The 22,701-nt window shown below is 40.4% G+C and carries 24 protein-coding genes, 1 tRNA gene and 2 pseudogenes; 10 read left to right on the forward strand and 17 right to left on the reverse strand.

Translation table 11 applies throughout. The features are described from left to right. Positions 1–275, reverse strand: a pseudogene (locus tag FTV52_RS08570) (RNA-guided endonuclease TnpB family protein); the annotation flags it as partial. Between the two features lie 131 nt (positions 276–406). Between FTV52_RS08570 and FTV52_RS08575 the strand changes: the two are divergent. Beyond that, positions 407–700: a hypothetical protein gene (locus tag FTV52_RS08575; protein WP_004970123.1), complete on the forward strand. Its 294-nt coding sequence runs from the start codon at positions 407–409 to the stop codon at positions 698–700. An 85-nt stretch (positions 701–785) separates the two neighbouring features. Here the strand turns inward: FTV52_RS08575 and FTV52_RS08580 are convergent, their stop codons facing one another. Beyond that, positions 786–1,694, reverse strand: coding sequence for a DMT family transporter (locus tag FTV52_RS08580; protein ID WP_179990568.1), 909 nt, complete (start codon positions 1,692–1,694; stop codon positions 786–788). Positions 1,695–1,979: 285 nt separating this feature from the next. On the opposite strand from FTV52_RS08580, the gene FTV52_RS08585 reads away from it, so the two are divergent. Then, positions 1,980–2,525 (forward strand): glutathione peroxidase, encoded by a 546-nt coding sequence (locus tag FTV52_RS08585; RefSeq protein ID WP_004970127.1) that lies wholly within the window; start codon positions 1,980–1,982, stop codon positions 2,523–2,525. Positions 2,526–2,849: 324 nt separating this feature from the next. Further along, positions 2,850–3,440 (forward strand): hypothetical protein, encoded by a 591-nt coding sequence (locus tag FTV52_RS08590; RefSeq protein WP_154321292.1) that lies wholly within the window; start codon positions 2,850–2,852, stop codon positions 3,438–3,440. Between the two features lie 79 nt (positions 3,441–3,519). Here FTV52_RS08590 and FTV52_RS08595 read toward each other — a convergent pair whose 3' ends face one another. From FTV52_RS08595 to FTV52_RS08640, 10 genes are all read right to left on the reverse strand, one after another. Next, positions 3,520–3,939, reverse strand: coding sequence for a F0F1 ATP synthase subunit epsilon (locus FTV52_RS08595; protein WP_004970132.1), 420 nt, complete (start codon positions 3,937–3,939; stop codon positions 3,520–3,522). A gap of 27 nt (positions 3,940–3,966) precedes the next feature. After that, positions 3,967–5,361 (reverse strand): F0F1 ATP synthase subunit beta, encoded by a 1,395-nt coding sequence (atpD, locus tag FTV52_RS08600; protein ID WP_004970134.1) that lies wholly within the window; start codon positions 5,359–5,361, stop codon positions 3,967–3,969. Between the two features lie 29 nt (positions 5,362–5,390). Then, positions 5,391–6,260, reverse strand: a complete 870-nt coding sequence (gene atpG, locus FTV52_RS08605) for a F0F1 ATP synthase subunit gamma (protein WP_004970136.1) — start codon at positions 6,258–6,260, stop codon at positions 5,391–5,393. Positions 6,261–6,343: 83 nt separating this feature from the next. Continuing rightward, positions 6,344–7,888, reverse strand: a complete 1,545-nt coding sequence (gene atpA, locus FTV52_RS08610) for a F0F1 ATP synthase subunit alpha (RefSeq protein WP_019837172.1) — start codon at positions 7,886–7,888, stop codon at positions 6,344–6,346. Positions 7,889–7,928: 40 nt separating this feature from the next. Beyond that, entirely contained in the window at positions 7,929–8,465 is a 537-nt protein-coding gene (locus FTV52_RS08615; RefSeq protein WP_004970141.1) for a F0F1 ATP synthase subunit delta, read from the reverse strand. Positions 8,466–8,477: 12 nt separating this feature from the next. After that, positions 8,478–8,948 carry a F0F1 ATP synthase subunit B gene (locus FTV52_RS08620; RefSeq protein WP_004970142.1) on the reverse strand — a complete coding sequence of 157 codons (471 nt, stop codon included), beginning with the start codon at positions 8,946–8,948 and terminating at the stop codon, positions 8,478–8,480. 39 nt (positions 8,949–8,987) lie between these two features. Next, positions 8,988–9,233 (reverse strand): F0F1 ATP synthase subunit C, encoded by a 246-nt coding sequence (gene atpE, locus FTV52_RS08625; protein WP_000424060.1) that lies wholly within the window; start codon positions 9,231–9,233, stop codon positions 8,988–8,990. Between the two features lie 85 nt (positions 9,234–9,318). Further along, positions 9,319–10,194 (reverse strand): F0F1 ATP synthase subunit A, encoded by an 876-nt coding sequence (gene atpB, locus FTV52_RS08630; protein ID WP_004970145.1) that lies wholly within the window; start codon positions 10,192–10,194, stop codon positions 9,319–9,321. A gap of 103 nt (positions 10,195–10,297) precedes the next feature. Beyond that, complete coding sequence (locus FTV52_RS08635; RefSeq protein WP_004970147.1) at positions 10,298–10,696, reverse strand: ATP synthase subunit I; 399 nt, start codon at positions 10,694–10,696, stop codon at positions 10,298–10,300. 172 nt (positions 10,697–10,868) lie between these two features. Further along, complete coding sequence (locus FTV52_RS08640) at positions 10,869–11,708, reverse strand: metal ABC transporter solute-binding protein, Zn/Mn family (protein WP_104852883.1); 840 nt, start codon at positions 11,706–11,708, stop codon at positions 10,869–10,871. Between the two features lie 135 nt (positions 11,709–11,843). Here FTV52_RS08640 and FTV52_RS08645 point away from each other — a divergent pair, with 135 nt between their 5' ends. From FTV52_RS08645 to znuB, 3 genes are read left to right on the forward strand one after another with little or no spacing between them, the layout of a single operon-like run. Continuing rightward, positions 11,844–12,338, forward strand: a complete 495-nt coding sequence (locus FTV52_RS08645) for a transcriptional repressor (protein WP_004970151.1) — start codon at positions 11,844–11,846, stop codon at positions 12,336–12,338. Then, the gene (gene znuC / locus FTV52_RS08650; protein WP_131261255.1) at positions 12,314–13,102 is read left to right on the forward strand and encodes a zinc ABC transporter ATP-binding protein ZnuC; all 789 of its coding nucleotides are present in this window, start codon (positions 12,314–12,316) and stop codon (positions 13,100–13,102) included. The genes FTV52_RS08645 and znuC overlap by 25 nt, the downstream gene beginning before the upstream one ends. Positions 13,103–13,105: 3 nt before the next feature. Further along, positions 13,106–13,906, forward strand: coding sequence for a zinc ABC transporter permease subunit ZnuB (gene znuB, locus FTV52_RS08655; RefSeq protein WP_179990570.1), 801 nt, complete (start codon positions 13,106–13,108; stop codon positions 13,904–13,906). Here the strand turns inward: znuB and FTV52_RS08660 are convergent. Both FTV52_RS08660 and FTV52_RS08665 read right to left on the reverse strand, forming a co-directional pair. Further along, the gene (locus FTV52_RS08660) at positions 13,903–14,292 is read right to left on the reverse strand and encodes a hypothetical protein (RefSeq protein ID WP_218950470.1); all 390 of its coding nucleotides are present in this window, start codon (positions 14,290–14,292) and stop codon (positions 13,903–13,905) included. The two genes, znuB and FTV52_RS08660, sit on opposite strands and share 4 nt — an antisense overlap. A 122-nt stretch (positions 14,293–14,414) precedes the next feature. Further along, on the reverse strand, positions 14,415–15,035 hold the full coding sequence (locus tag FTV52_RS08665; RefSeq protein ID WP_178319014.1) for a LysE family transporter: 621 nt from the start codon (positions 15,033–15,035) through the stop codon (positions 14,415–14,417). Between the two features lie 160 nt (positions 15,036–15,195). Between FTV52_RS08665 and FTV52_RS08670 the strand changes: the two genes are divergently transcribed. Further along, complete coding sequence (locus FTV52_RS08670) at positions 15,196–16,116, forward strand: Dyp-type peroxidase (RefSeq protein ID WP_179990574.1); 921 nt, start codon at positions 15,196–15,198, stop codon at positions 16,114–16,116. A 37-nt stretch (positions 16,117–16,153) separates the two neighbouring features. Here FTV52_RS08670 and FTV52_RS14735 read toward each other — a convergent pair whose 3' ends face one another. The 3 genes from FTV52_RS14735 to FTV52_RS08685 form a co-directional block, all read right to left on the reverse strand. Beyond that, a complete protein-coding gene (locus FTV52_RS14735) occupies positions 16,154–16,393 on the reverse strand; it encodes a hypothetical protein (RefSeq protein WP_180168693.1) in 240 nt (79 codons plus the stop codon). Between the two features lie 152 nt (positions 16,394–16,545). Continuing rightward, positions 16,546–18,297, reverse strand: a complete 1,752-nt coding sequence (locus FTV52_RS08680; protein ID WP_179990576.1) for a glycoside hydrolase family 19 protein — start codon at positions 18,295–18,297, stop codon at positions 16,546–16,548. Continuing rightward, positions 18,297–21,170, reverse strand: a complete 2,874-nt coding sequence (locus FTV52_RS08685) for a type VI secretion system Vgr family protein (RefSeq protein WP_179990578.1) — start codon at positions 21,168–21,170, stop codon at positions 18,297–18,299. The genes FTV52_RS08680 and FTV52_RS08685 overlap by 1 nt, the downstream gene beginning before the upstream one ends. Before the next feature lie 394 nt (positions 21,171–21,564). Here FTV52_RS08685 and FTV52_RS08690 point away from each other — a divergent pair, with 394 nt between their 5' ends. The 3 genes and pseudogenes from FTV52_RS08690 to FTV52_RS08700 form a co-directional block, all read left to right on the forward strand. Then, the gene (locus FTV52_RS08690; RefSeq protein ID WP_004970172.1) at positions 21,565–21,792 is read left to right on the forward strand and encodes a hypothetical protein; all 228 of its coding nucleotides are present in this window, start codon (positions 21,565–21,567) and stop codon (positions 21,790–21,792) included. 205 nt (positions 21,793–21,997) lie between these two features. Further along, a tRNA-Thr gene (locus FTV52_RS08695) sits at positions 21,998–22,073 on the forward strand. Between the two features lie 362 nt (positions 22,074–22,435). Continuing rightward, positions 22,436–22,693 (forward strand): annotated as a pseudogene (locus FTV52_RS08700) (PAAR domain-containing protein); the annotation flags it as partial. Positions 22,694–22,701 lie beyond the last annotated feature (8 nt).

Here is a 22,701-nt window from a genome sequence, read left to right on the forward strand (position 1 = left end):
CTGACACGCCATTTTAGTTTTGCTTTTTTGAACTGCTTGCGTCTTGTGACCAATTCTTCTGTCACTGCCTGAATAGTTTGACTGTGCAAGTTGCATTCTTTCGATGTGCCTTTCGTGTATTTTGCAAGGTCGTATGCTGAAAAGAATTGTTGTTTTTGTTGTAGGTGTTTGAAACACAAATCATTGACATAATTCCAGACGAAATTGACTTCGGTCGCTAGTTGGTTTAGTACCTTGCAATGTTTGTCTTTTATGCGTAATTTGAGTGTCTTCATCCAATTATTTTAACAGTATTTTTCTTAATAGTGACTATAGTACAAGTATTTAAAACGACATTTCGTGTCGTTCATATGGTTTACTCCAGTCGCTTATATCCTCGTGCTGAACCACGAGGTTTTACGCTCCAGTGGATAAAAAAAAGCTCAACCATATAGGGATGGTTGAGCATAAAAAGGATGTGTATAAAAGCACATCCAGAGGGTTTGAAAATCTTGCTGCAAATGATATTTCACTGATTATTGAATACAGTGGATCGTTTTCAGTACGTGAATTATGGAGTAATTTAGTCGACTATACAAATAGATTTTTCCTATTAATCCAAGACAAATATTCAATGAAAGATTCATCTTTTTTTCTTAACAATTTAAATTATCTTACTATTTTTACAATTATTTTAGAAAAATTAAAAAAACTGTCATAATTCATAACACTCAATACTGTATAAATTTTGAATAAAAGGCATTTTAAATACACCTTTATGTGATCAAAAAAAACACCAATTAAACTCAACTTTTTGCTTGAATGTGTACCCGTGTCTTCATTTGCGCCAACACAATACCCGTTAAAATAATCAATCCACCGATACTGTGATAACTCCCCCACACTTCTGCCAACCAAAAATATGCAATGATGGCCGTAAAAACAGGCATCAAATTCATAAAAATACTGGTGCGATTTGGCCCTAAATATTGAACGGCCAACATCCATACCAAAGGTGCAATAATTGAAGGAAATATACCTGCATACAGCACACTTAAACCATTTTGGCTATTTAAATGATCCAAGCCGAACCACAAAATAAATGGCAGATGGTAAAGTAAGGCGAAAATAATTTGCACATAAAGACTCAGCATGAGCGGCAATTTTAAATTCCATTTCTTTAAAAACACCCCATAAAAAGCGTAAAAAAATACCGCCAAGACCATAAGCATATCGCCCGCATGTCCTGTCAGCTGACTGAGTTGACGCAAATCTCCTTGTGCAATCACATACAACAAACCCGAAAATGAAATAATGCAGCCCAAAACCGAAAATCGTGTCGGAATGTCTTTTAAGATCAGCAATGAAACCAAAACCGTAAACATGGGAATAAACGCATTAATAATGCCCATATTGGTTGCAGTGGTGTAATTGGCTGCGGTATAGCTTAGACCTTGATACAACACCAAACCAAAAGCACTAAGCACTGCCAACTGTTTCAAATGTGGACGAATCAACTCACGCTGCTGCCAAACTTTGGGCAATATCCACGGGGTTAAAATCAGAAAAGCAATCAACCAGCGATAAAAACTGATACTGACGGGTGAAATATACTCCGCCACATACCTCGTTACTGCAATATTTAAAGACCAAATCAATACCGCAATCAATGGCAATAAAATTGCCCAAAATACGCCTTTATCTGACCGTATCATGTATTCATCATCCTTGTTGTACCAAACAGCATACCTGCTGTGAAACCCTTTTCTATAACTGACTTGTGATGCAAAGTGCTAAAAACCCAGTGTCTATTTATGGCACTTTTCGCTCGATTTATCCATCAATAAAATAAAATGCAGATACGAATTACATTTTTCTGCGCAATATCACGGCTATGCGGGATTCCATCAGTGTCGTAAATTTCTTTGCTATAAAACTTGCTGTACCCAAAAATTACAGTTACAACAGTAGCGGTAAAATACAGATTCTAGGAAGCAACTATGCGCACTTCAGTTTATGACATTGCAGTAAAAACCAATCAGGGTACGGAAACCACATTAAATCAATATGCAGGAAAAGTGTTGTTGATCGTGAACGTGGCATCAAAATGTGGCTTAACCCCGCAATACGAAGGCTTACAGCAACTCTACGCAGCAAAACAGGCACAAGGCTTAGAAATTTTAGCCTTTCCATCGAATGATTTCTTGGCACAAGAACCGGGCAGCGATACAGAAATTCAGGAATTTTGCTCACTGAATTATCAGGTGAGTTTTCCATTGTTTGCTAAAATTCCAGTCGTGGGTGCAGAAAAACATCCTCTCTACACGGCTTTAACGCAAGCAATTCCTGAACGTATTGGTGAAGGCCCATGGTGGAAAGATTTGGTTGATTACGGCTTAACCCCAAATGAACCACCTGAAGTATTGTGGAACTTTGAAAAGTTTTTGGTGAATAAACAAGGTGAAGTGGTGGCGCGTTTTGCCCCAGATTTAACCGCAGATGACCCGCGCATTGTAGAAGCGATTGAGGCTGAATTGGCTAAATAATTTTTTATTCAGCAAGTTAAAGAGTTCTTTCATAAATTCTCTTTAAATCAATAATTCAGCTCCCTCATCCTCTTGCGGAATATATTCCTCATCCTGAGCCATATATGGCGCAAGAGAAGGGACTATCAATATCAATTCGACGCATTACTTATGATCATTTTTCTTTTATGAAAGAAGTGTAATTCATAGGAGTTTCTTTAAAACTCCTATTTTTTTTGATTTAGACAAAAAAATTAAGATTTGTTATTGCTTTGCAACAATCTGTTTTTTATTCATATTTTCGTTTTATATTCATTCTCAATGAGTACCAAAAATCACATGAATATGAAAAATGTATCTTCGAAGACACTACTTCCGTTTGCACTATTGAGTTCTGCCTTGCTACTCAGCGCCTGTGATCAAATGAACACGCCGCAAACGCAAACAACTAATCAAGATGATTCCAACGCATCATCCAACAGCAATACAAACCCAACCAACGCTCCATTAAGCAGTGGCAATATGTTCTATATTGTGCGCGATGTGGCTGATCTACAGCTCAAAGCAGGTCAATATGTCGAACAACTAAATCAAACCAAGTCTGAATTGCAAACCGCTGTAGATGCGCAAGATCCACAACAATTACAAATTGCAGCGACTCAATTACAACAGCAGTTACAAGGCTTCAATCAAACACTAAGCAGCCTAGACTTAAAAACACAGGAAATTGATACCATCCGTCAAAACTTATTGGCTGCCAATCAGCAAGTTTTGGCTTCACCATTTTTAAATGGACAAGTCGATTTAAGCAAAGTGGACTTTAAGAAACTGGAACAGCAAATGGGGAGTATTCAAGCTGAAATGCTAAAACTGGCGGGGATGATTTTACAAGGTGAGTCAAATCAGCCTACTGAAACTACCAATACAGCATCTTAAGCAAAGATAAGGCTTCAATTCCAAACAGCATAAAAAAAGCCACTCTTTCGAGTGGCTTTTTTCAATCTTAAACCGACAATTAAAGTGCGCGGTTTTTGATTTTGCGGATGGTTTCCAACTGTGCAGCAGTTTCTGCCAAAGCAGCCAAAGCAGCAGCAGAGTCCAAATCGCTCTTTTGATTTGCCAACAATTGTTCAGCGTGTTTACGCGCTTCAATAATTGCCGCTTCATCTAAGTTTTCTGCACGAACTGCAGTATCTGCAAGAATCGTAACAACATGCGGTTGAACTTCTAGAACGCCACCAGATACATAGATTAATTCTTCTGTACCATTTTCCAGCAGAACGCGGATTGCACCCGGCTGAAGCAAAGTTACCAGTGGTGCGTGACCCGGCATAATACCGAGTTCACCGCCAGCACCTTTTGCAATTAGCATAGTCACAGTGCCCGAGTACAAAGACTCTTTTACACTTACAACATCACATTGCATAGTCGCCATGAGAATCTCCTAAATTAGAGCTGCTAATTAAAGTTTCTCGGCTTTAGCAATCACTTCGTCAATACCACCAACCATATAGAACGCTTGTTCTGGGATATGATCGTATTCACCAGCTAGAAGACCTTTAAAGCCACGAATTGTATCTTTAAGCGGTACAAGTTTACCAGGCGCGCCAGTAAATACTTCAGCTACGTGGAACGGTTGAGAGAAGAAACGTTGGATCTTACGTGCACGGTATACAGTAAGTTTGTCTTCTTCTGACAATTCGTCCATACCAAGAATTGCGATAATGTCTTTCAATTCTTTATAACGTTGAAGAACGTTTTGAACTGAACGAGCAATTTCGTAATGCTCAGTACCAACAACTAATGGATCTAACTGACGTGAAGTTGAGTCTAGTGGATCGATCGCAGGGTAAATACCTTGAGATGCAATATCACGGCTCAATACTACAGTTGCGTCTAAGTGCGCGAACGTTGTAGCAGGTGATGGGTCAGTCAAGTCATCGGCAGGTACGTATACAGCTTGAATAGATGTAATCGAACCAGACTTAGTTGAAGTAATACGTTCTTGAAGAACACCCATCTCTTCTGCAAGTGTAGGCTGATAACCTACTGCAGATGGCATACGACCTAGAAGTGCTGATACTTCAGTACCTGCTAGTGTATAACGGTAGATGTTGTCTACGAACAATAATACGTCACGACCTTTACCGTTCTCATCTTTTTGATCACGGAAGTACTCAGCCATAGTCAAACCAGTTAACGCTACGCGTAAACGGTTACCAGGCGGCTCGTTCATCTGACCGTAGACCATTGCTACTTTGTCAAGAACGTTAGAGTCTTTCATTTCGTGATAGAAGTCGTTACCTTCACGAGTACGCTCACCAACACCAGCGAATACAGATAAACCTGAGTGCGCTTTAGCGATGTTGTTGATCAACTCCATCATATTTACGGTTTTACCAACACCCGCACCACCGAACAGACCAACTTTACCACCTTTCGCGAACGGGCAAAGTAAGTCAATGACTTTAATACCAGTTTCTAAAAGGTCAGTAGAAGCCGCTTGTTCTGCATAAGAAGGCGCTTGACGGTGAATTGGTAAACGCTCTTCAGTTGCAACTGGACCAGCTTCGTCGATAGGGCGACCAAGAACGTCCATGATACGACCAAGTGTCGCTGTACCTACTGGTACAGAGATTGGCGCGTTAGTGTTAGTTACGTTCAAACCACGCTTAAGGCCTTCAGTAGAACCCATTGCAATAGTACGAACTACGCCATCACCAAGTTGTTGCTGAACTTCTAATGTAGTTTCAGTACCGTCAACTTGGAGAGCGTCATAGATCTTAGGAACGCTGTTGCGTTCAAACTCGACGTCGATAACCGCGCCGATGATCTGAATGATACGACCGCCACTCATTGCTGTCTCCTCAATTCAAACTAATAATGTTAAACGGCAGCGGCACCACCAACGATTTCAGAAATTTCCTGAGTAATCGCGGCTTGACGCAGCTTGTTATAAATAAGTTGTAGGCTCTTGATCAGTTCACCTGCGTTATCTGTTGCAGCTTTCATTGCAACCATACGCGCAGACTGTTCACATGCGATGTTTTCAATCACACCTTGATAAACCATAGACTCGATGTAACGAACCAATAAACCATTTAACAGCTCTTCAGCTTCTGGTTCATAGATATAATCCCAACCGTATTGACGGTTAAGAGTCTTGTTTTCTTCAGCAGATGCTAAAGGAACAAGTTGTTCGATTTTCTGATCTTGAGTCATGGCATTGACAAAGCCGTTTGACACGAGGTAAATGCGATCTAACTCGCCTTTATCGTACGCATCTAACATCACTTGCACAGAGCCAGATAACTGTTCAAGACTTGGCGCGTCACCTACGTTTGTAGTTGCACCAAGCACTTTACCGCCGTAGTTTTTAAAAAACGAAACCGCTTTTTGACCAATTAAAGCAAACTGAACTTCAATTGACTGCTCTTGTTGTTGCTGTACATGCTTTACAACTTTCTTGAACAAGTTAATGTTCAAGCCACCTGCCAAACCACGATCTGAAGACACGATGATATAACCAACGCGTTTTACAGGGCGTTCAATCATATAACGGTGTTTGTATTCAGGGTTCGCCTGTACCAAATGAGCAATTACACGGTGCATATTTTCGGCATACGGACGGCCTTGAGCCATGCGCTCTTGCGCACGACGCATCTTAGAAGCAGCAACCATTTGCATCGCGCGAGTAATCTTTTGCGTGCTCTTGATACTAGCAACTTTGGCGCGAATTTCTTTTAAATTTGCCATACGCTTAACCTAGTATTCGAAAGCCCTTTCAGGCTTCCGAAGGTTGATTCCGTGAACCAAACCCCTAACTAGCCAATGCTAAATTAGTAAGTTTGAGTCGCTTTAAAGCTTTCAATACCTGCTTTGATTGCAGCTTCGATGTCTTTGTTGAAATCACCAGTTTCATCGATTTGTTGCATTAACGCAGCATGTTCTGAACGGAAGTAAGAAATTAACGCAGCATCAAAGTCTACGATTTTCTTCACTTCTACGTCAGCCATGTAGCCTTCGTTAGATGCATAAACTGAAACAGCTTGGTCAGCAATTGAGTATGGCGCATATTGTTTCTGCTTCATTAACTCAGTTACACGTTGACCATGTTCAAGTTGCTTACGAGTTGCTTCGTCAAGGTCAGAAGCGAACTGAGCAAACGCTGCCAATTCACGGTATTGCGCCAAAGCGGTACGGATACCACCAGACAATTTTTTGATGATCTTAGTTTGAGCAGAACCACCAACACGCGATACAGAAATACCCGCGTTCACAGCAGGACGGATACCCGCGTTGAATAATGATGTTTCTAAGAAGATCTGACCATCTGTAATCGAAATTACGTTGGTTGGTACGAATGCAGATACGTCACCTGCTTGAGTTTCAATAATCGGCAATGCAGTTAAAGAACCAGTTTGACCTTTAACTTCACCGTTAGTGAATTTCTCAACGTAGTCAGCAGATACACGAGAAGCACGCTCAAGTAGACGCGAGTGTAGATAGAACACGTCACCTGGATACGCTTCACGACCTGGTGGACGACGTAAAAGCAATGAAATTTGACGATACGCAACAGCTTGCTTAGACAAGTCATCATAAATGATTAACGCGTCTTCACCACGGTCACGGAAGTATTCACCCATTGTACAGCCAGAGTACGGAGCAAGATACAACATTGCTGCTGGATCTGCCGCTGCTGCTGCAACAACAGTTGTATACGCCATAGCGCCAGTTTCTTCTAGCTTGCGTACTACGTTTGCGATAGTCGATTGTTTTTGACCAATTGCTACGTATACACACTTAATGCCAGAGTTTTTCTGAGCGATGATCGCATCGATCGCCATTGCTGTTTTACCAGTTTGACGGTCACCAATGATCAACTCACGTTGACCACGGCCTACAGGGATCATGGTATCAACTGATTTATAACCAGTTTGAACAGGTTGATCCACTGATTGACGCCAAATTACGCCTGGTGCTACTTTTTCTACAGCATCAGTTAATTTTGCATCAATAGGGCCTTTACCATCAATTGGGTTACCCAAAGCATCTACCACACGGCCTAAAAGTTCTGGACCAACCGGAACTTCTAATACACGACCTGTGCAACGTGCTTTTTGACCTTCTTGAAGGCTTAAGTAGTTACCTAAAACAACGACGCCCACTGAATCCTGTTCTAGGTTCAGTGCCATACCAAATAAGCCGCCGTCGAATTCGATCATTTCACCGTACATTGCATCAGCAAGGCCGTGAATGCGCACAATACCGTCGGATACCATAACAATGGTACCTTCGTTTTTAGCGGTCGCGCTGGTGTCCAGATCGCCGATACGCTGTTTAATGAGCGCACTGATCTCGGATGGATTCAGTTGTTGCATTGCGCTATACCTCAATCTTTTATTAGTTCAGTCTTCGCAATTAAGCTAAAAGACGTGTCCGCATTTTTTCAAGCTTGTTAAGCGCAGAATCATCTATCACTTGGTCGCCTGCACGAATAACCACACCCGCAATTAACGCTGGGTTCACTTCTACAGAAACATTTACTGCTGCAGCGAAACGTTTTTCTAACGCTTGAGCAAGAATTTGTTCTTGTACAGAAGTCAATGGGAATGCTGATTCAATCACAACATCCACAGTATTGTTATTCTGTGATTTGAGCTGTTCGTATTCTGCTTGAATTTCAGGAAGCAAAGCCAAACGGTTATTTTCAGCAAGCAATGTCAAAAAGTTTGACACTGCTGCAGTTTGGTCTTCACCTAAAACTTTGGCAAAAATACTCACCTGCTCAGCAGGCGTAAGCTCAGGGCGATTTAAGTAAGCTGAAAATGCTTCGTCTTGCACCGCAGCACTGAGCAAGTTAAGTGCTGTTGACCAATTGTCAGTTGCACCTTGCTCAGAAGCGTAAGCAAATGCTGCTTTAGCGTATGGGCGTGCCAACGTCAAGAGTTCAGCCATAATCTGCCTCTCTTAAAGTTTAGCAGCCAGCTGAGTCAGCATGGCATTGTGAGCTTCTGCGTCAACTTGCTGGCTAAGAATTTTCTCAGCACCAGTTACTGCAAGTGCAGCCACTTGTTGACGTAATTCTTCGCGAGCAGAATTGATTTCTGTATCAACAGCTTCTTTCGCTTGTTGACGGATACGCTCACCTTCAGCAGATGCTTGGGTACGCGCTTCTTCTACCAATTGTGCTGCACGACGATTCGCTTGTTCGATCAATTGAGCCGCTTGTGCTTTAGCTGCATCTAATTCAGCTTTTACTTGAGCTTGCGCATCGGCAAGGTCAGCTTTGGCTTTTTCAGCTGCATTTAAGCCGTCAGCAATACGACGCTGACGCTCACTAATCGCATTGATTAGTGGTGGCCATACAAACTTCATGCAGAATGCGACGAAAATCGCAAATGCAATCGCTTGGCCAAACAATGTGAGGTTGATATTCATTGCAAATTCCTCAAATAGTGAATTTCGGAATTAAGCTGATTAACCTACAAATGGATTAGCGAAGATGAAGAACAAGCCAATACCAACACCGATCATAGGCACAGCATCAAGAAGACCCGCGATTAAGAACATACGAGTTTGAAGTTGTGGAGCCAATTCTGGTTGACGAGCAACAGCTTCAAGGAAGCGACCGCCTAAAAGACCAAAACCAATCGCAGTACCTAAAGCACCGAAAGCGATCAAGATAGCAGATGCAATTGCAACTAGACCTAAAGTGAGTTCCATGATAATTCCTCAGAGGTTAGGTTTTATACCAAATTAAGTTAAAAAATTGTGTGCCCAACCGCCCGATGACAGTTAGGCCATACCATTAATGCTTTTCGCTTGCCATGCTCATGTACACGATAGTCAACATCATGAAAATGAATGCTTGTAGCGTAATAATCAAAATGTGGAAAATCGCCCAAGGCACAGACAATGCCCACTGGATCCAGAACGGTAATAACGCGATAAGAATGAAGATTAACTCACCCGCATACATGTTACCGAATAGTCGTAGAGCCAATGAAACTGGTCGCGCCAAGAAAGTAGTCAATTCCAACAATAAGTTGAATGGAATTAAAAGCACTTTAGCAACTGGATTACTTGGGTTGAATGGGTTAAGTGCCAACTCACCAACGAAGCCGCCAACACCTTTCTCACGAATACTATAGAAAATAATTAAGAAGAATACAGAAATAGACATACCTAAGGTAATGTTTGGATCTGTAGTCGGAACAATTTTAAAGTAAACCTGATGAGGGTCCACACCCAGCATAGATGCAATCGCCTGTTGAGCTACATAAGGAATAAAGTCAACAGGGATTAAATCCATCAAGTTCATGAGGAAAATCCACACGAAAATGGTTAATGCTAAGGGTGCAATTAATCGAGACTTCCCATGGAAGGTATCACGTACACTTGAATCCACAAACTCGATAATCACTTCAATTACTGACTGGAATTTACCAGGCACGCCTGAATTTGCAGCTTTCGCAACAATCCAGAACAATAAACAGAAGATCAGACCAAGTCCGATAGACCAACCCATTGAATCCAAGTGAATAGCAGTGAACCCCATCTGTTGAGCTTCTTCAGCAGACTCAGCCAACTTCCATGAACCGTCTGGCATTTTGCCATAGGTCATATTGGTCAAGTGATGCTTGATATACTCGGTCGAAGTAAGGGCATGTTCTTCAGCAGCCATAAATCACACCTGGTCAATGTAAAAAAACTAATAGAACAAACGAACATCGCGTGCTGCTTGATATCTCGCCTATTCCTGAAAAACTTTTCAATTTTTGCTGCGTTTAGACTCGTTTTTGTAATCGTGACACCCAAAATGGCGCAACCCACGACATGCTTTGAACGAGCATAAAACCACAAAACAATGCCACCGGGGATAACGGCTGTACATTGCTTAAAATTAAAATGAATCCTACGATCACGATTGCAAACTTACCGAGCATTCCTCTATACATGTTCGAAAGAACCTGTCTGGACGCTCGTGCACCTGCTGCTCGAAACGACTGCCATGAAAAATAACAACTTGCCAACCAACAAACACTAGCACCAAGTGCAGCGCTTAAGGCAGCCGTTGAGTCTTTCAAGACCCACGCTATCAGGGCTGAAACTGGAATCATGAATGCTTGTAAGAAGACCAAAGCTTTAGCTAATCGTCGGTCAATCAAGCGACTAGTTCGGCTCATTTTTTTATCCACTCACAGCATTAATGCTTGACAAGTTCAACTGATGATCGTTTTTTATCGCAGGCATTATAGAGTTAGCCCCCTGAACATGCAATCGTTTCCCGACCTTAGTCGTGTTTTTTTGCATGTTTGTCTCGGAATTGTCATATTTCAATTTTGCTTAAAAAACGCATCATTTTCGTGCATTTAATACACAAGCCTTGGTTTGCTTGGCTAATTGCTGCCACGCTTGCACAAAATCATCTGCACCGCGCATGCTTTCATCGACCTTTTGAAACACAATTGGATTCAATTTCATATACTGATTTTTACTGGCATGTCCTTCTGCAAGTAGGCACATTTTTGGATTTGGTCGGTGATCGTTCAAATATTTAATTTGTGCGACTGTTGGCGCAATATGCGGATCATTGGTCATCGACCCAGAAAATTCTAAATTTAAGGCACGTTCTAAATATTGATAGGCATCGTGATAAGCCCAATATGGCTGTACTGCAGTTTGAGTCTGAAACTGACTTGCACTTTTGAATAAACTCTGTGCGAAGGCACGTGCGTTGTTCCAATAAGCATCGCGATGTTCAGGCATTTGCTGAGAACGTAACGCGGCAATAAAGAAGCCGATACGCACCGCATTGTTTGGGTCTAGCCAGACATGGCTGTCTACTGTATTTTTTAATGCTGCACCACGTTCTGAACGCTGCGGCAAAGTTTTCATAATGCCCGTATCTAATAAAGCAATCGCTTTAGGATTTTGATGTAATACACGTTCTAGCGGTGCTTCATGCGCCTTACCTAGCCAAATAATTAAATCCGCATCTTGGATGATTTTTCGATGTGCAGGCGTGAGCGATACATCATGCCCTGTTTGATCTGCCAGTAATAACGTGGGTGTTTCGATATTTTGCGTGACTTTTTGGGCAATCAAATAGATAGGATGGGTAGACACCACCAAAGCCTGCGCCATGCTGACAGTACTGCATAACGCTAAAAGACAGAAACTAAATAAACGAAACATTGCGGCATATCACGAAAAATCGACAAATGTTATAATATAACAAATTTATAAAAATACCTACGTATAATCGAAACTAATAACGCTTCATGCTAAGATTTACTGTCGTTTTTCTTTTAAAGTTCAACTGGGGTGGCTATGAGCTTATGTTCGCACGAGCATCACAATGCATTACATGGCGTTCACGACCATCACAATGTCGATCAACGTCTTGCCGAAGCTGAAAGTTTATGTGCGGCAACAGGTGCTCGTTTAACACCGCTACGTAAAGAAGTGTTGGAACTCATTCTCAAGGCATCTGCACCAATGGGTGCTTATGATTTATTGGCGAAAATTAAAAGTGAGTCTGATCGTCCTGCAGCACCGCCAACGGTGTACCGTACTTTGGATTTTTTACTGGAAAAAGGACTAATTCACCGTTTGACTTCAATCAATGCCTATATTCCTTGCTGTCATCCACGTGAAGGACACCAAGCGGCTTTTTTGATCTGTACTGAATGTAAAGTCGTTAAAGAAGCTTCAGCGCAAGGTTTATTAGAGCAATTAGATCAGTTGGCAGCCTCTGACCGCTTTAGCCCGCATCACAGCATTATTGAGATTTCTGGAAAATGTCAGCAGTGCAACAGCAAATAACCACTGCACCGCTCATCGCCTTGCACAATATTCAGGTGCGAATAGATGAGCGCGATATTTTAAAAAATGTCGATTTTGAATTACATGCACGTGAAATTGTCACGCTAATTGGCCCCAATGGCGCAGGAAAATCGACTCTAATTAAAGTCTTGCTTGGCATTGTCAAACCAAATGCAGGCAAGCTCGTAAATGCTCGCAAATTGACCTTTTCTTATGTGCCGCAAAAGTTTAATCCTTCACACAGCTTGCCTTTAAGAGTGAAAGATTTACTGGCTTTAGAAAAATGCCCAGACGCAATTAAAGCAGAAATTATCCGCGATACTGGCATTGCCAAACTGCAAGATTCAAAAGTACAACAACTGTCTGGTGGTGAGCGGCAACGGGTGCTATTGGCACGCGCCTTATTACGTCAACCTGATGTTTTGGTACTGGATGAGCCGATGCAAGGACTAGATATTCAGTCCGAAGCTGAACTGTATGACTATGTGCGCAACTTACCGAGCAAATATGGCTGTGCGGTGTTGATGGTGTCGCATGATTTGCAATGGGTCATGCAAGGTACGCATCGTGTGGTATGTTTAAATAAACACATTTGCTGTAGCGGTTTGCCCGAAAATGTACAGCAACATCCTGAATACCAAGCTATTTTTGGAACCAATCGGGTGTTTTATCAACATCACCATGAACACTGCGCCCATGGCGATCATGCCGAGCCTTGTCAGCATGATTCACGTCCTCATATTCACCCTGAACCGGAAGCTTAACCCATGATGGATTGGCTACAATTGCTGTTACCTGCATGGATCATGGGCAGTTTATTGCTATTTTTGACCGCCCCACTTGGCTGTTTAATGCTGTGGCGACGCATGTCCTTTTTTGCCGATACGATGGCGCATGGCACTTTATTGGGTGTGGCAATTGCAGGCGCGTTAAGTTTACCTCTGTGGATGGGCGTGACATTCTTGGCATTATTATTGGTGGGTGTTTTGTGGATTTTACATGATCCACGGTTGCCAAATGATGCATTATTGGCGCTCTGCTCTGCGACCTTGCTCTGTTCAGGTTTGCTCTTTATTCAACATATTCCGAGTTTGCGTCCTGAGTTGCTGAGCTATTTATTTGGCGATTTACTCACCATTTCATGGGCAGATTTACCCGTATTTGCTTTGGTCATTATTGCAGCCTTAGCGGTACTCTATAAGTTTTGGCAGGCTCAAATTCAAATTGCAATTGACCCTGACATTGCAGTCAGTGAAGGTGTGAATGCACAATGGCAACGTCTGATTTTTATGTTGTTATTGGCATTATTTACAGTATTGGCTTTACGTGCAGTCGGTTCTTTATTGATGGGCGCATTGTTGGTGATTCCCGCTTTAACCGCACGTTTATTGGCTCACTCGCCTAAACAAATGGTGATTTGGGCATTTATTGTGGCGCAAATTGCAGTCAGCGTAGGTTTATGGTCAAGTGCGGGCTTAAATATTTCGACAGGTTTAAGTATTGTGATGACTATGGCGATCATTTTTGCGGTGATTTTTAGCGTTCAAAAAGTCAGAACCATGGCTTAGTTTTTCGTTAATGAGTATCTATATTTTTGTATTGCAGCAATGAGCATTACGACTAAAAGTGGCAGCATATACACTATCCACAGTGCCATATCACTGTGAATCACTTGCTGTAAAAGACTCAATTGCTGCTGACCTTCTGAAACAGCATTCCAATCTATTGTTTGTAGATAAAACATTGCATGAATGGCAATCAACAACACAGCTGTGATATTAATCAACACCACACTTTGCCACACCGTATGTTTAAAATAAGTTTGCAAAGCGGCAAATACAAAAGAAAAAATTAAATTGATACTCAAGTGTGCCATCAAAGCAATTGGCCAAAACACGCGATCTACTGAAAAGTGAATCGCTAATCCAATTGCAATTAAAGTTGAAAAACTCAAAAGCAACATGCTAATCCAACAATGTTGCCAATAACGTGCTCGCGGTATACCTTTAATTTTCAACGTATATCTCAATCTATTTTTTTATAATTACAACATACACTTTTGTTTAATTGAAGACATTACTGATGCACCAAACTTAACAAAAAAGCAGCGCCTGCAAACAATGCAGCAAAAGTACGATTCATGACTTTTTGCTGCTTCGGTGATCTTAACAAACGTAAAACTTTTGCAGCCAAGCCCGTATAGCCCGCCATCACAATCAAATCAATACTAATCATGGTCAACGCCATAATTGCATATTGCGTCCATTGTGGTTTAGATAAATCTAAAAATTGCGGTAAAACTGCCAATAAAAACACAATTGCTTTGGGATTGCTCATATTGACCAGAAAGCCGTACATCACCAATTTTCCAGCAGATTTGCGCGTCAACTCATGCTGAATTTCAATCGACTGTGCAGGCGCTGCCCATTGCAAATACGCCAGATACAACAAATACGCCACACCAAACCATTTCACAATCAGAAATGCCCAAGGCGTTGTCGCAAATAATACCCCTGCCCCTGCGGCTACAATCGCAATTTGCAATAATAAAGCCAGTTGTAGACCAATCGCATTCCAATAACCATGTCGAAAACCATAACTCAAACCGCTCGACATCGAAGCAATCGCACCCGCGCCAGGTGAAACACTAATCACCCAACAGGCCAACATAAACGCAATCCAAACTTGATAAGACATATATCGCCGCTTTTCACAAGACAGTGCATTATATGATATTTCACTTAATCTCATGACTAAAAACGTGGAATAAAAATCGGGTTGAGGCTATTAAGCCTACATACAATCAGGCACAATAAAGTCAAATTTATAGAAAACAACAAATTTTCAGGAGCTATACATGACTGCCCAATCTGTAATTTTGCCACTACCTTCAGATCATGCTCGCTTTCTTGTACTTCGTTTAAAAGACTTAAGCATTACTGAGTTAAAAGAAAAATTGGCTGACTTGTTTAGCACACGGGATCGTTTGATTACCCAACATCCACATGCCCAAATTAAAACTGGCGTTGCTTTTGGTCCTGAACTTTGGGCACAGCTCTATCAGCAATCTCCAGATGGTTTTAAACAATTACAACCGATTCAAGGGGCGTACCCAATGCCTGTCGTGCCTGCCGATGTGATTATTCATCTCGCGAGTGCCCGTTCAGATATTTGCTTTGCGCTCAGTCAGGCCTTTTTTGAGGGGATCCAAGACAAAATTGAAGTGTTGGATGAACGGGTCTGTTTCCGTTATTTTGATGGACGCGACATGACGGGATTTATTGATGGTACCGAAAACCCACAATTTCCAGATGATCGTGCCGAAGTTGCACTTTTAGGGGAAGATGCAGGCGTGTTTGCCGATGGTTCTTTTATTTTTGCACAGCGCTATTGTCACGATTTAGAAAAATGGAAAAAGCTCAAAGTTGATGCCCAAGAACACGTGATTGGACGTACCAAGCTAGAATCGATTGAATTAGATGAAGATGTACAACCTGAAAATTCGCACGTTTCACGTACAGTCGTTGAAGATGATGCAGGCGATGAAATGGAAATTTTGCGCCACTCTTTACCTTATGGTGATGGCAAGGGCGATCAGGGTTTATTCTTTATTGCTTATACCAAAGATTTGAGCATTATTGATGCCATGTTAGAACGTATGTTTGGTACTTCAGGTGATGGCATCCATGACCGTTTACTGCACTTTGTGACTGCTCTAGACGGTGCATATTACTTTGCCCCAAGTGAAGAGTTATTAGAAGAAGTTTTGGAAGGTTAAGATAAAGAGGCCGACGAGAGTCGGCTTCTTGATTTTATTAAATGCAATTAATACCCTTTGCATCTAAATTTATTTTATTAAAAACTGTTGTCTTTTTAGTTTTTAAATTTAAATATTCTGCTTCATACAAGATATAGCCTTGTGACATAAACCTGTATTGTCCATTCACTTTATTGTCAATAATCTCTTGTACTGTCCTATAAATTTCAGGCTTGGCGTTATCCCCCATATCCACTTCTTCAATCCTTAAAGTCGTAGATAGTTCAATTTTTTTCATGAATGGATAATACATAATTGAATTTATATTAGGATATTCACTAGGCACCAATAGAACAGATTTGCTACCACTACTAAAACAATAGTAATCTTTTTCTGAAGAATAAACCTGTGTACAAGAAACTAAAATAAATAACAAAATAAAGAAAATTCTCATAATTCTTTTAACCTTTTTTCAGCAAATAATTTCGCAGCATTCGCCGTATAACCATAACGCTTTCGACTCACTATCTGCCCACCTTCTTTTTTAGTACCAAATGGAAAGGTTGTCGTTTTAGTCATTTCAAGAAAACGCATATATCCTTTTTTTGCTTCGTTTAAATTTTTAATTTTTCCCTTTTTTTTACCTAGTGGATCATTCCATAGTCCCCAACCAAAGCTTTCACCACTTTTATTCTGCGCAATAGAACTTTCCTCAAAACTCAAATATGAGTCCAACGTGGCTATTATTTTTTTATTAAGATATCCACATTCTTTAATATTGAAAGCGGAAATAGCTCTTTTTAAGTAGTTCTCTCTATCATCGAAACCATTATATCCCCCATTAATTAAAGAGCATGTGGCTATCAAATCATTATTTAGTGCATAAGGAGTTAAGCCACCTGATTTAGAATGAAGCCAATACCACACCGCCGAACCTACCGCATGTTTTTTCTCCTTAGCAATACGTACTTTATTGGCTCCTAGAAAGTTCTCATTAATAGCTTTACCATATCCCTCATAATTTGATTTATAGGTAATTTGCATTAGGCCCCTACCTTTATATCCATCATAAACCTCACTTTCCGACTTTCCTCCTAGCCCTTCCTCCATAAGTCTATAACCCGCAGTTTCATGTAATGTATGTGCGATAAAATGTGCTTTTTCTAAACACCTATTCATACTTAATTTTTTAAATTGTTGATTCAAATCATTTAAAAAACTTAATGCAGTCGAAGTATTTGTAATCTTCTTAAATTCTTCTACAGTGATATCTCTATTACAAGCACACTCTGCGTTATCTATTCTTTTATTTATGGTTGGCTTATTCTGATTAGTGTTACCTTTAACGACATCCACATCCAAAACCAATTTAACATTATTTTGTTTTAAGCTTTTTACTAAATAAGTTTCTGGGCTTAAAGGAGAGCCATCTGGCTTAAATACAGTAATCTGAATTTTCTCACCAATCCTGCTTTGAACAGGAATTTTTCCATTGGATATAGAAAGAATTTTTTTAGTTTGAGTACCTAACGCAACAATTTCCACTTTGGTATTTTCAACCACATAATCTTGATGATTACGATCCAAAAGACTTATGAATGTCTTACTTATAAAATTTTCATAAGGCTCATCTAATTTAATTATGATCGGTGTTTGAGAGCCATTTTCTGAGTTAATAGTACTTTTCATTACAAATTTATCTTCCAAATTCAAAACTAGAATTTCTATGTCCCGATTGGGTGAAGAAAGTACTTCTACAATTCCTTGCTCATCTGTCGTACGTTCAAATGAACTTTGTCTTCCTTTGGGACGAGATTTCACAGGGAAATTAATTAAAACTTTCTCATTACAATCTATGACTTTAAATAAAGTTGTGACAATTCCTTTTGAGCTAGGTGTAATTTTTTCTTTCCGATATTCTTCTATGCTTTTAGGTAAAAATACTTTTAGAGGATTGTTTCTAGAAGAAACAAGAGATGAGTTAAGCGTTTTAATCACAATATAATCTTTAGCATTAGGAGGCTTTGCCAAAATTTCTACAGTTCGATTAGGCGAACCTTGAAATATAAATAATCCCTCTTTATCTGTTTTTTTTGAATTTTCTCTTGATGAACCTTTATAACGCGATTTAACGTTTAAATTGATAACATATTTCCCAGAGGCATCATAAATTTTTGAGATTACTGTAACTAAATTACTCATTACTTAACCTCCTCTTCAGCATATACATCGTCCTCAGAGTTAATCTCCGTGACCTCATCCATTAGTTCATCTATATTGTCAAGATTCGATTCTTGGATCAGTTGTGTATATAAAGACGCGAAGCCTAAAGCAACAAAGTCTGTCGGTTGAGAGGTATAAAAGCGTAACGTACTCAATTGATTATTTTCATTTAATATAGATTTATTAGTTTTAATGAGCTTTCCATTCAATTTATCTAAAACAAAGATTTCTTTTTCTCCTGTAGAGGGCTGATTCCACTGATAATTAATTTTATTACTGAATAACGTTGGTGACTTAGGCAAGCTTATTTTTTCTTCAATAATCTTCTCCCCACCCTCAAAACAATGCTGTCCTGCTTTCGCCTCAAATTTAGCTGAAGTACTCACAAAAACACCTTTTGAATTAATTTTGATTTGTGAACCACCTGCCGTTAGCACAATTTCTTTTGGACTGGTAATTTCCACCCGATCTTCCGTAGAAATCAGCTTGATTTTCTGGCGTGCAATTGCATCTATAGCACCATCTTGTGCCTGAATTTCGACTTTACCCTTGGCTGCAAAAGCACGTATACCTTGCTCCGCTGCAAATAAACTGATTTTATCGCGTGCATGTGTAATCACAGATTTTTGGGTAGAAACATTAATACTGCCTGCGGCACTTTGATGAATATGTTGATCTGCAGAAAGGTGTAAATCTTGCTGAGTTGAAACTGCAATTGAGTTGGGCGCACAAAGAATCATAACCGCCTGCTTAAAACTTGCCGCTTTAGTTTGATCTTCTAGTTCAATTTGATTTAAAAATTCTTTGAGATGCTCCAGTGTTTCCAAAGGATCTGTTTGCTGATTTTGTGCCAACTCACTTAAGCCTTTGCTTGCCGCTAAACTGGACTCCAATTGCCTTTTGGCAGGACTCGCATCTAAATGATACGCTTGTGCCTGTGCTTGTGGATGAGTTGAAAGCAGTAAGCCTGCACCTGCACGCACAGCTCCCCACCGATCAGTTCTTAATTCAAAGCCTTCGCCGCGCCCAATTGAATCCTCCTGCCGCATTGGATGGCTCAAATATCCTAAATTCAACTGACTCGCAGCATGACTACTCTGCAATTGCGCACTGAATTGTTTGGTGGTGTCATTGAAGCGAAGTTGGTTAAACCCTGCACCACGTATTTCTTGTGAACGAATCCCGCTCAAGTATTTGGTATCGGGTAGAGTTCCAACTGTATCGAATTGTGTCTGTTGTCGTTCTGCCTCATGTAAACGTCCAACCACAAAAGGACGATCAATATTGCCATCAAAGAAATCCACCACCACAATTTCACCAATACGTGGGTGAAATCTTGCACCATAACCCTCACCTGCCCACGGTGTGAGTACATCCACCCACGCCGAATCGCTCTCATTGTCGTTGGCACCCGCACCACCATCATGCAAGTGGTCATCACTTCGGGTAAATAAAAACCGAACTTTAATACGCCCCCACGCATCTACATGCACGGTTTCATCCTCAGGTCCAACCACTTTAGCGCGCTGTGGATAAGCCACGGGACGATGCAGTAATGGATTAAACTCTGGAACGAGCGCAATATGTCGTCGAATCAAATTCAATTGACAAAATTGTTGAGGATCACCCTCCAACGGTAACTGAAATGTCCACTGACTTTGTTGCAGCAGACTCAAAAAATGCTGTTGTAATTCAGGTGCTAAATTGTTTTGGTTATAAAACTGTTTGGACAGTATTAAAAACTCTCGTTCAGTTTGGGGATGTTGATCAATTTCAGCATGCCCGTGTAATTCAAACCAATACCCCACTTGCGCATCACGTAAATTACTTTGCGCGGAAAAATATTTTGCCTGCAAATCATAATACTGAGCCAATTGTTGTCCCAATTGTTCTAATTGTTCGGTACTTGCAGCTGTCACCTGATCTTGCCCAGTTAAGTCTTGCATCCACGCAGGACTCACGCACCACGCCTGTTCTAAACTTAAAGCTTCACTATTTTGTGTGCTACTTTGTAAGGGCGATGTGAACTGTACTGAATTTTGGTCCTGTGCCAAAAGATCGGGTTGCCAGCGTTGTAACTGTACTTCAGTGGGTTGCAGGTTACGCTGTGCCATCCAAGTGTAAATGCTATCCCGCTGCTCGATTGCACTTGTACGCTGAAATGCCACTCGTCTACGTTTTAAGGGCTGATAATGACTATTCTGCTCAATCAGTCTTAATTTTTGTGTATCCATAGGCGTTAAAAAATGCTCAACCCAAGGTTGTTTTTCATCCACCAACCAATTGATGCCTTCGCTACGCCACAAACGGGTTAAAAACTCATAATCGCTTTCGTTGGATTGTATGATAAGAGGTCGAACTGCATAACGCTGACTGAGACCACTTAAATCTAAACTTAAACTTGCAGCAAATAATGCACTGCGGTCTTGCCATTCTTTAAACAGAATTTCACTCACCTCCACCACAGTTTTATTCATAAATACCCGACTGTTGCGGCGTTTATGCCACAAAGCCGTTGCATCCTGAATCTGCAATTTATAGAGACTGAGCGTGCCATCACTTTGCCCTTGCGCTGCTGCAGTAATAATGCCGCTATGTCGAAATAATTCGCCTTGATCGGTGAGTTGATCTACAGCCACCCGACTGCCAATAAATTGTTTCAACGGCAAATTTGCATGCGGTGAGAGGCATAAGACATCCATCTGCAAACCTTGGTTGATGGCATGCTGACCATAAACGCACTGCAAAAAGACCTGATGATTTAAGGCTGAATTAGAAAACTGGATATGAATTGTGCGGTGTTGAGGGCTTAAGCCAAATTTTTCTAATACAGCAAAGAGTGAACTTTGCATTGTTATTATCGTTGCTATTTTTATAGTGGCGCTATTCTAATCAGCAACTTGGCAATTATCTAGAGCGTAAAATGGATAAAGCGATAAACGGAATTTGCAGTTAAGACCATCTCCATCGCCAATTTTGATAATCCTCAATCCCTCTATTGATGAAAAATCAACAAACATGACACATTGCGTTACTCTGCAGTCAAGACAATCTTCAATCGCTATGCTACAACTGAGTTATGCCGTCAAAAAAGGAGAGGTGAAGAAATTTATTGTTTTTTATCAAAACCTTTTTTTATTTTTATTTCGTCATCTCAGCTTTCTACATAAAAGGGTCATCATTAAGCTTTAGCATAATAAAAGCATGCAAATGCCTTACATATATAACTGCTATTCGGGAGCGAACATGAATAACAGCCAAAATTATGTCAAACAAATTAAAAATGCTAAACGTGGAGGATATACGCCTACCATCGCCAAAGACATCAACAAACATAAGATTCAAAAAGCCATTCGCCTAATTGAACAATGGAGAACGCTCGCAAATGAACTCAAACCACAAATGCAACTTGATATGGCCTTTACCTTAGAAGAATGTGCACAGGATTTAGATCGCATCTTAAGAAATAAATAATCGCTTTTCACACTTCATTTCAAGTTATTTTCTTCAATGAGCCCACCCGCTGGGCTCATTTCATACAAAACCTTCTATGTGATTTCCTCGTTTGTAACGCGCCAAAATACTGTGTACAAAATCTTCAAAAACTCTATGCCCTGCATTAAACGGTTACTTTTTGGCTTGCGCACACGTAAAAATTCTGTAAAATTCTCTACACAACGCCGGCATAGCTCAGTTGGTAGAGCAACTGACTTGTAATCAGTAGGTCCACAGTTCGAATCCGTGTGCCGGCACCATATTAAACCTCATAAGTTTTTAATTTATGAGGTTTTTTGTTTCTATAAACGTATATTTTTATCTTCCTCATGCTGCTCGAATCTCCAATTTATTTAGGGCTTCGATTTATCTGCAAAACTTCAATTGCAATACAAGATTGTGACTTTTCACTTGTTAAATGTATTTTATGATTTAGAATGCTGTACACATATTTCAGATCGTATTTTTATATTGATGGTCTATTTTGTTGATGTTTCATCCATATAAACTGACATTTAAAAATATTTTTGTGAATTAAAATAAAAATTTAAAATTATAAGTCTTAGAAAATTGAGTATTAAAACAATGCTTCTCTAAAATTTTCCAGTTTAAGGAAGACCTCATGGCTCAAAGCTTTGCAACGCATCATTCCATGACCAATCATGGTGGAATCATCCTTGCCAACCAAATGCGTGTTTCTCAAATGGGAAATTTATTTTTAGTGGCGGGTGATGGACATTTCTGCCCTCAGTGCCAACGTTGGTCCACGATTATAAAAAGTCACGATCATATTCTTTTTGATGATAAAGCCGTGGCTTATGTCGGAGATCAATTGACGTGTGGCGCAAAAATTTTACCGAAGCAGTTTCATGTGGTGGGTAGGATTTA

It is taken from the genome of Acinetobacter sp. YH1901141 (assembly GCF_013416935.1).
Taxonomy (GTDB): Bacteria; Pseudomonadota; Gammaproteobacteria; order Pseudomonadales; family Moraxellaceae; genus Acinetobacter; species Acinetobacter towneri.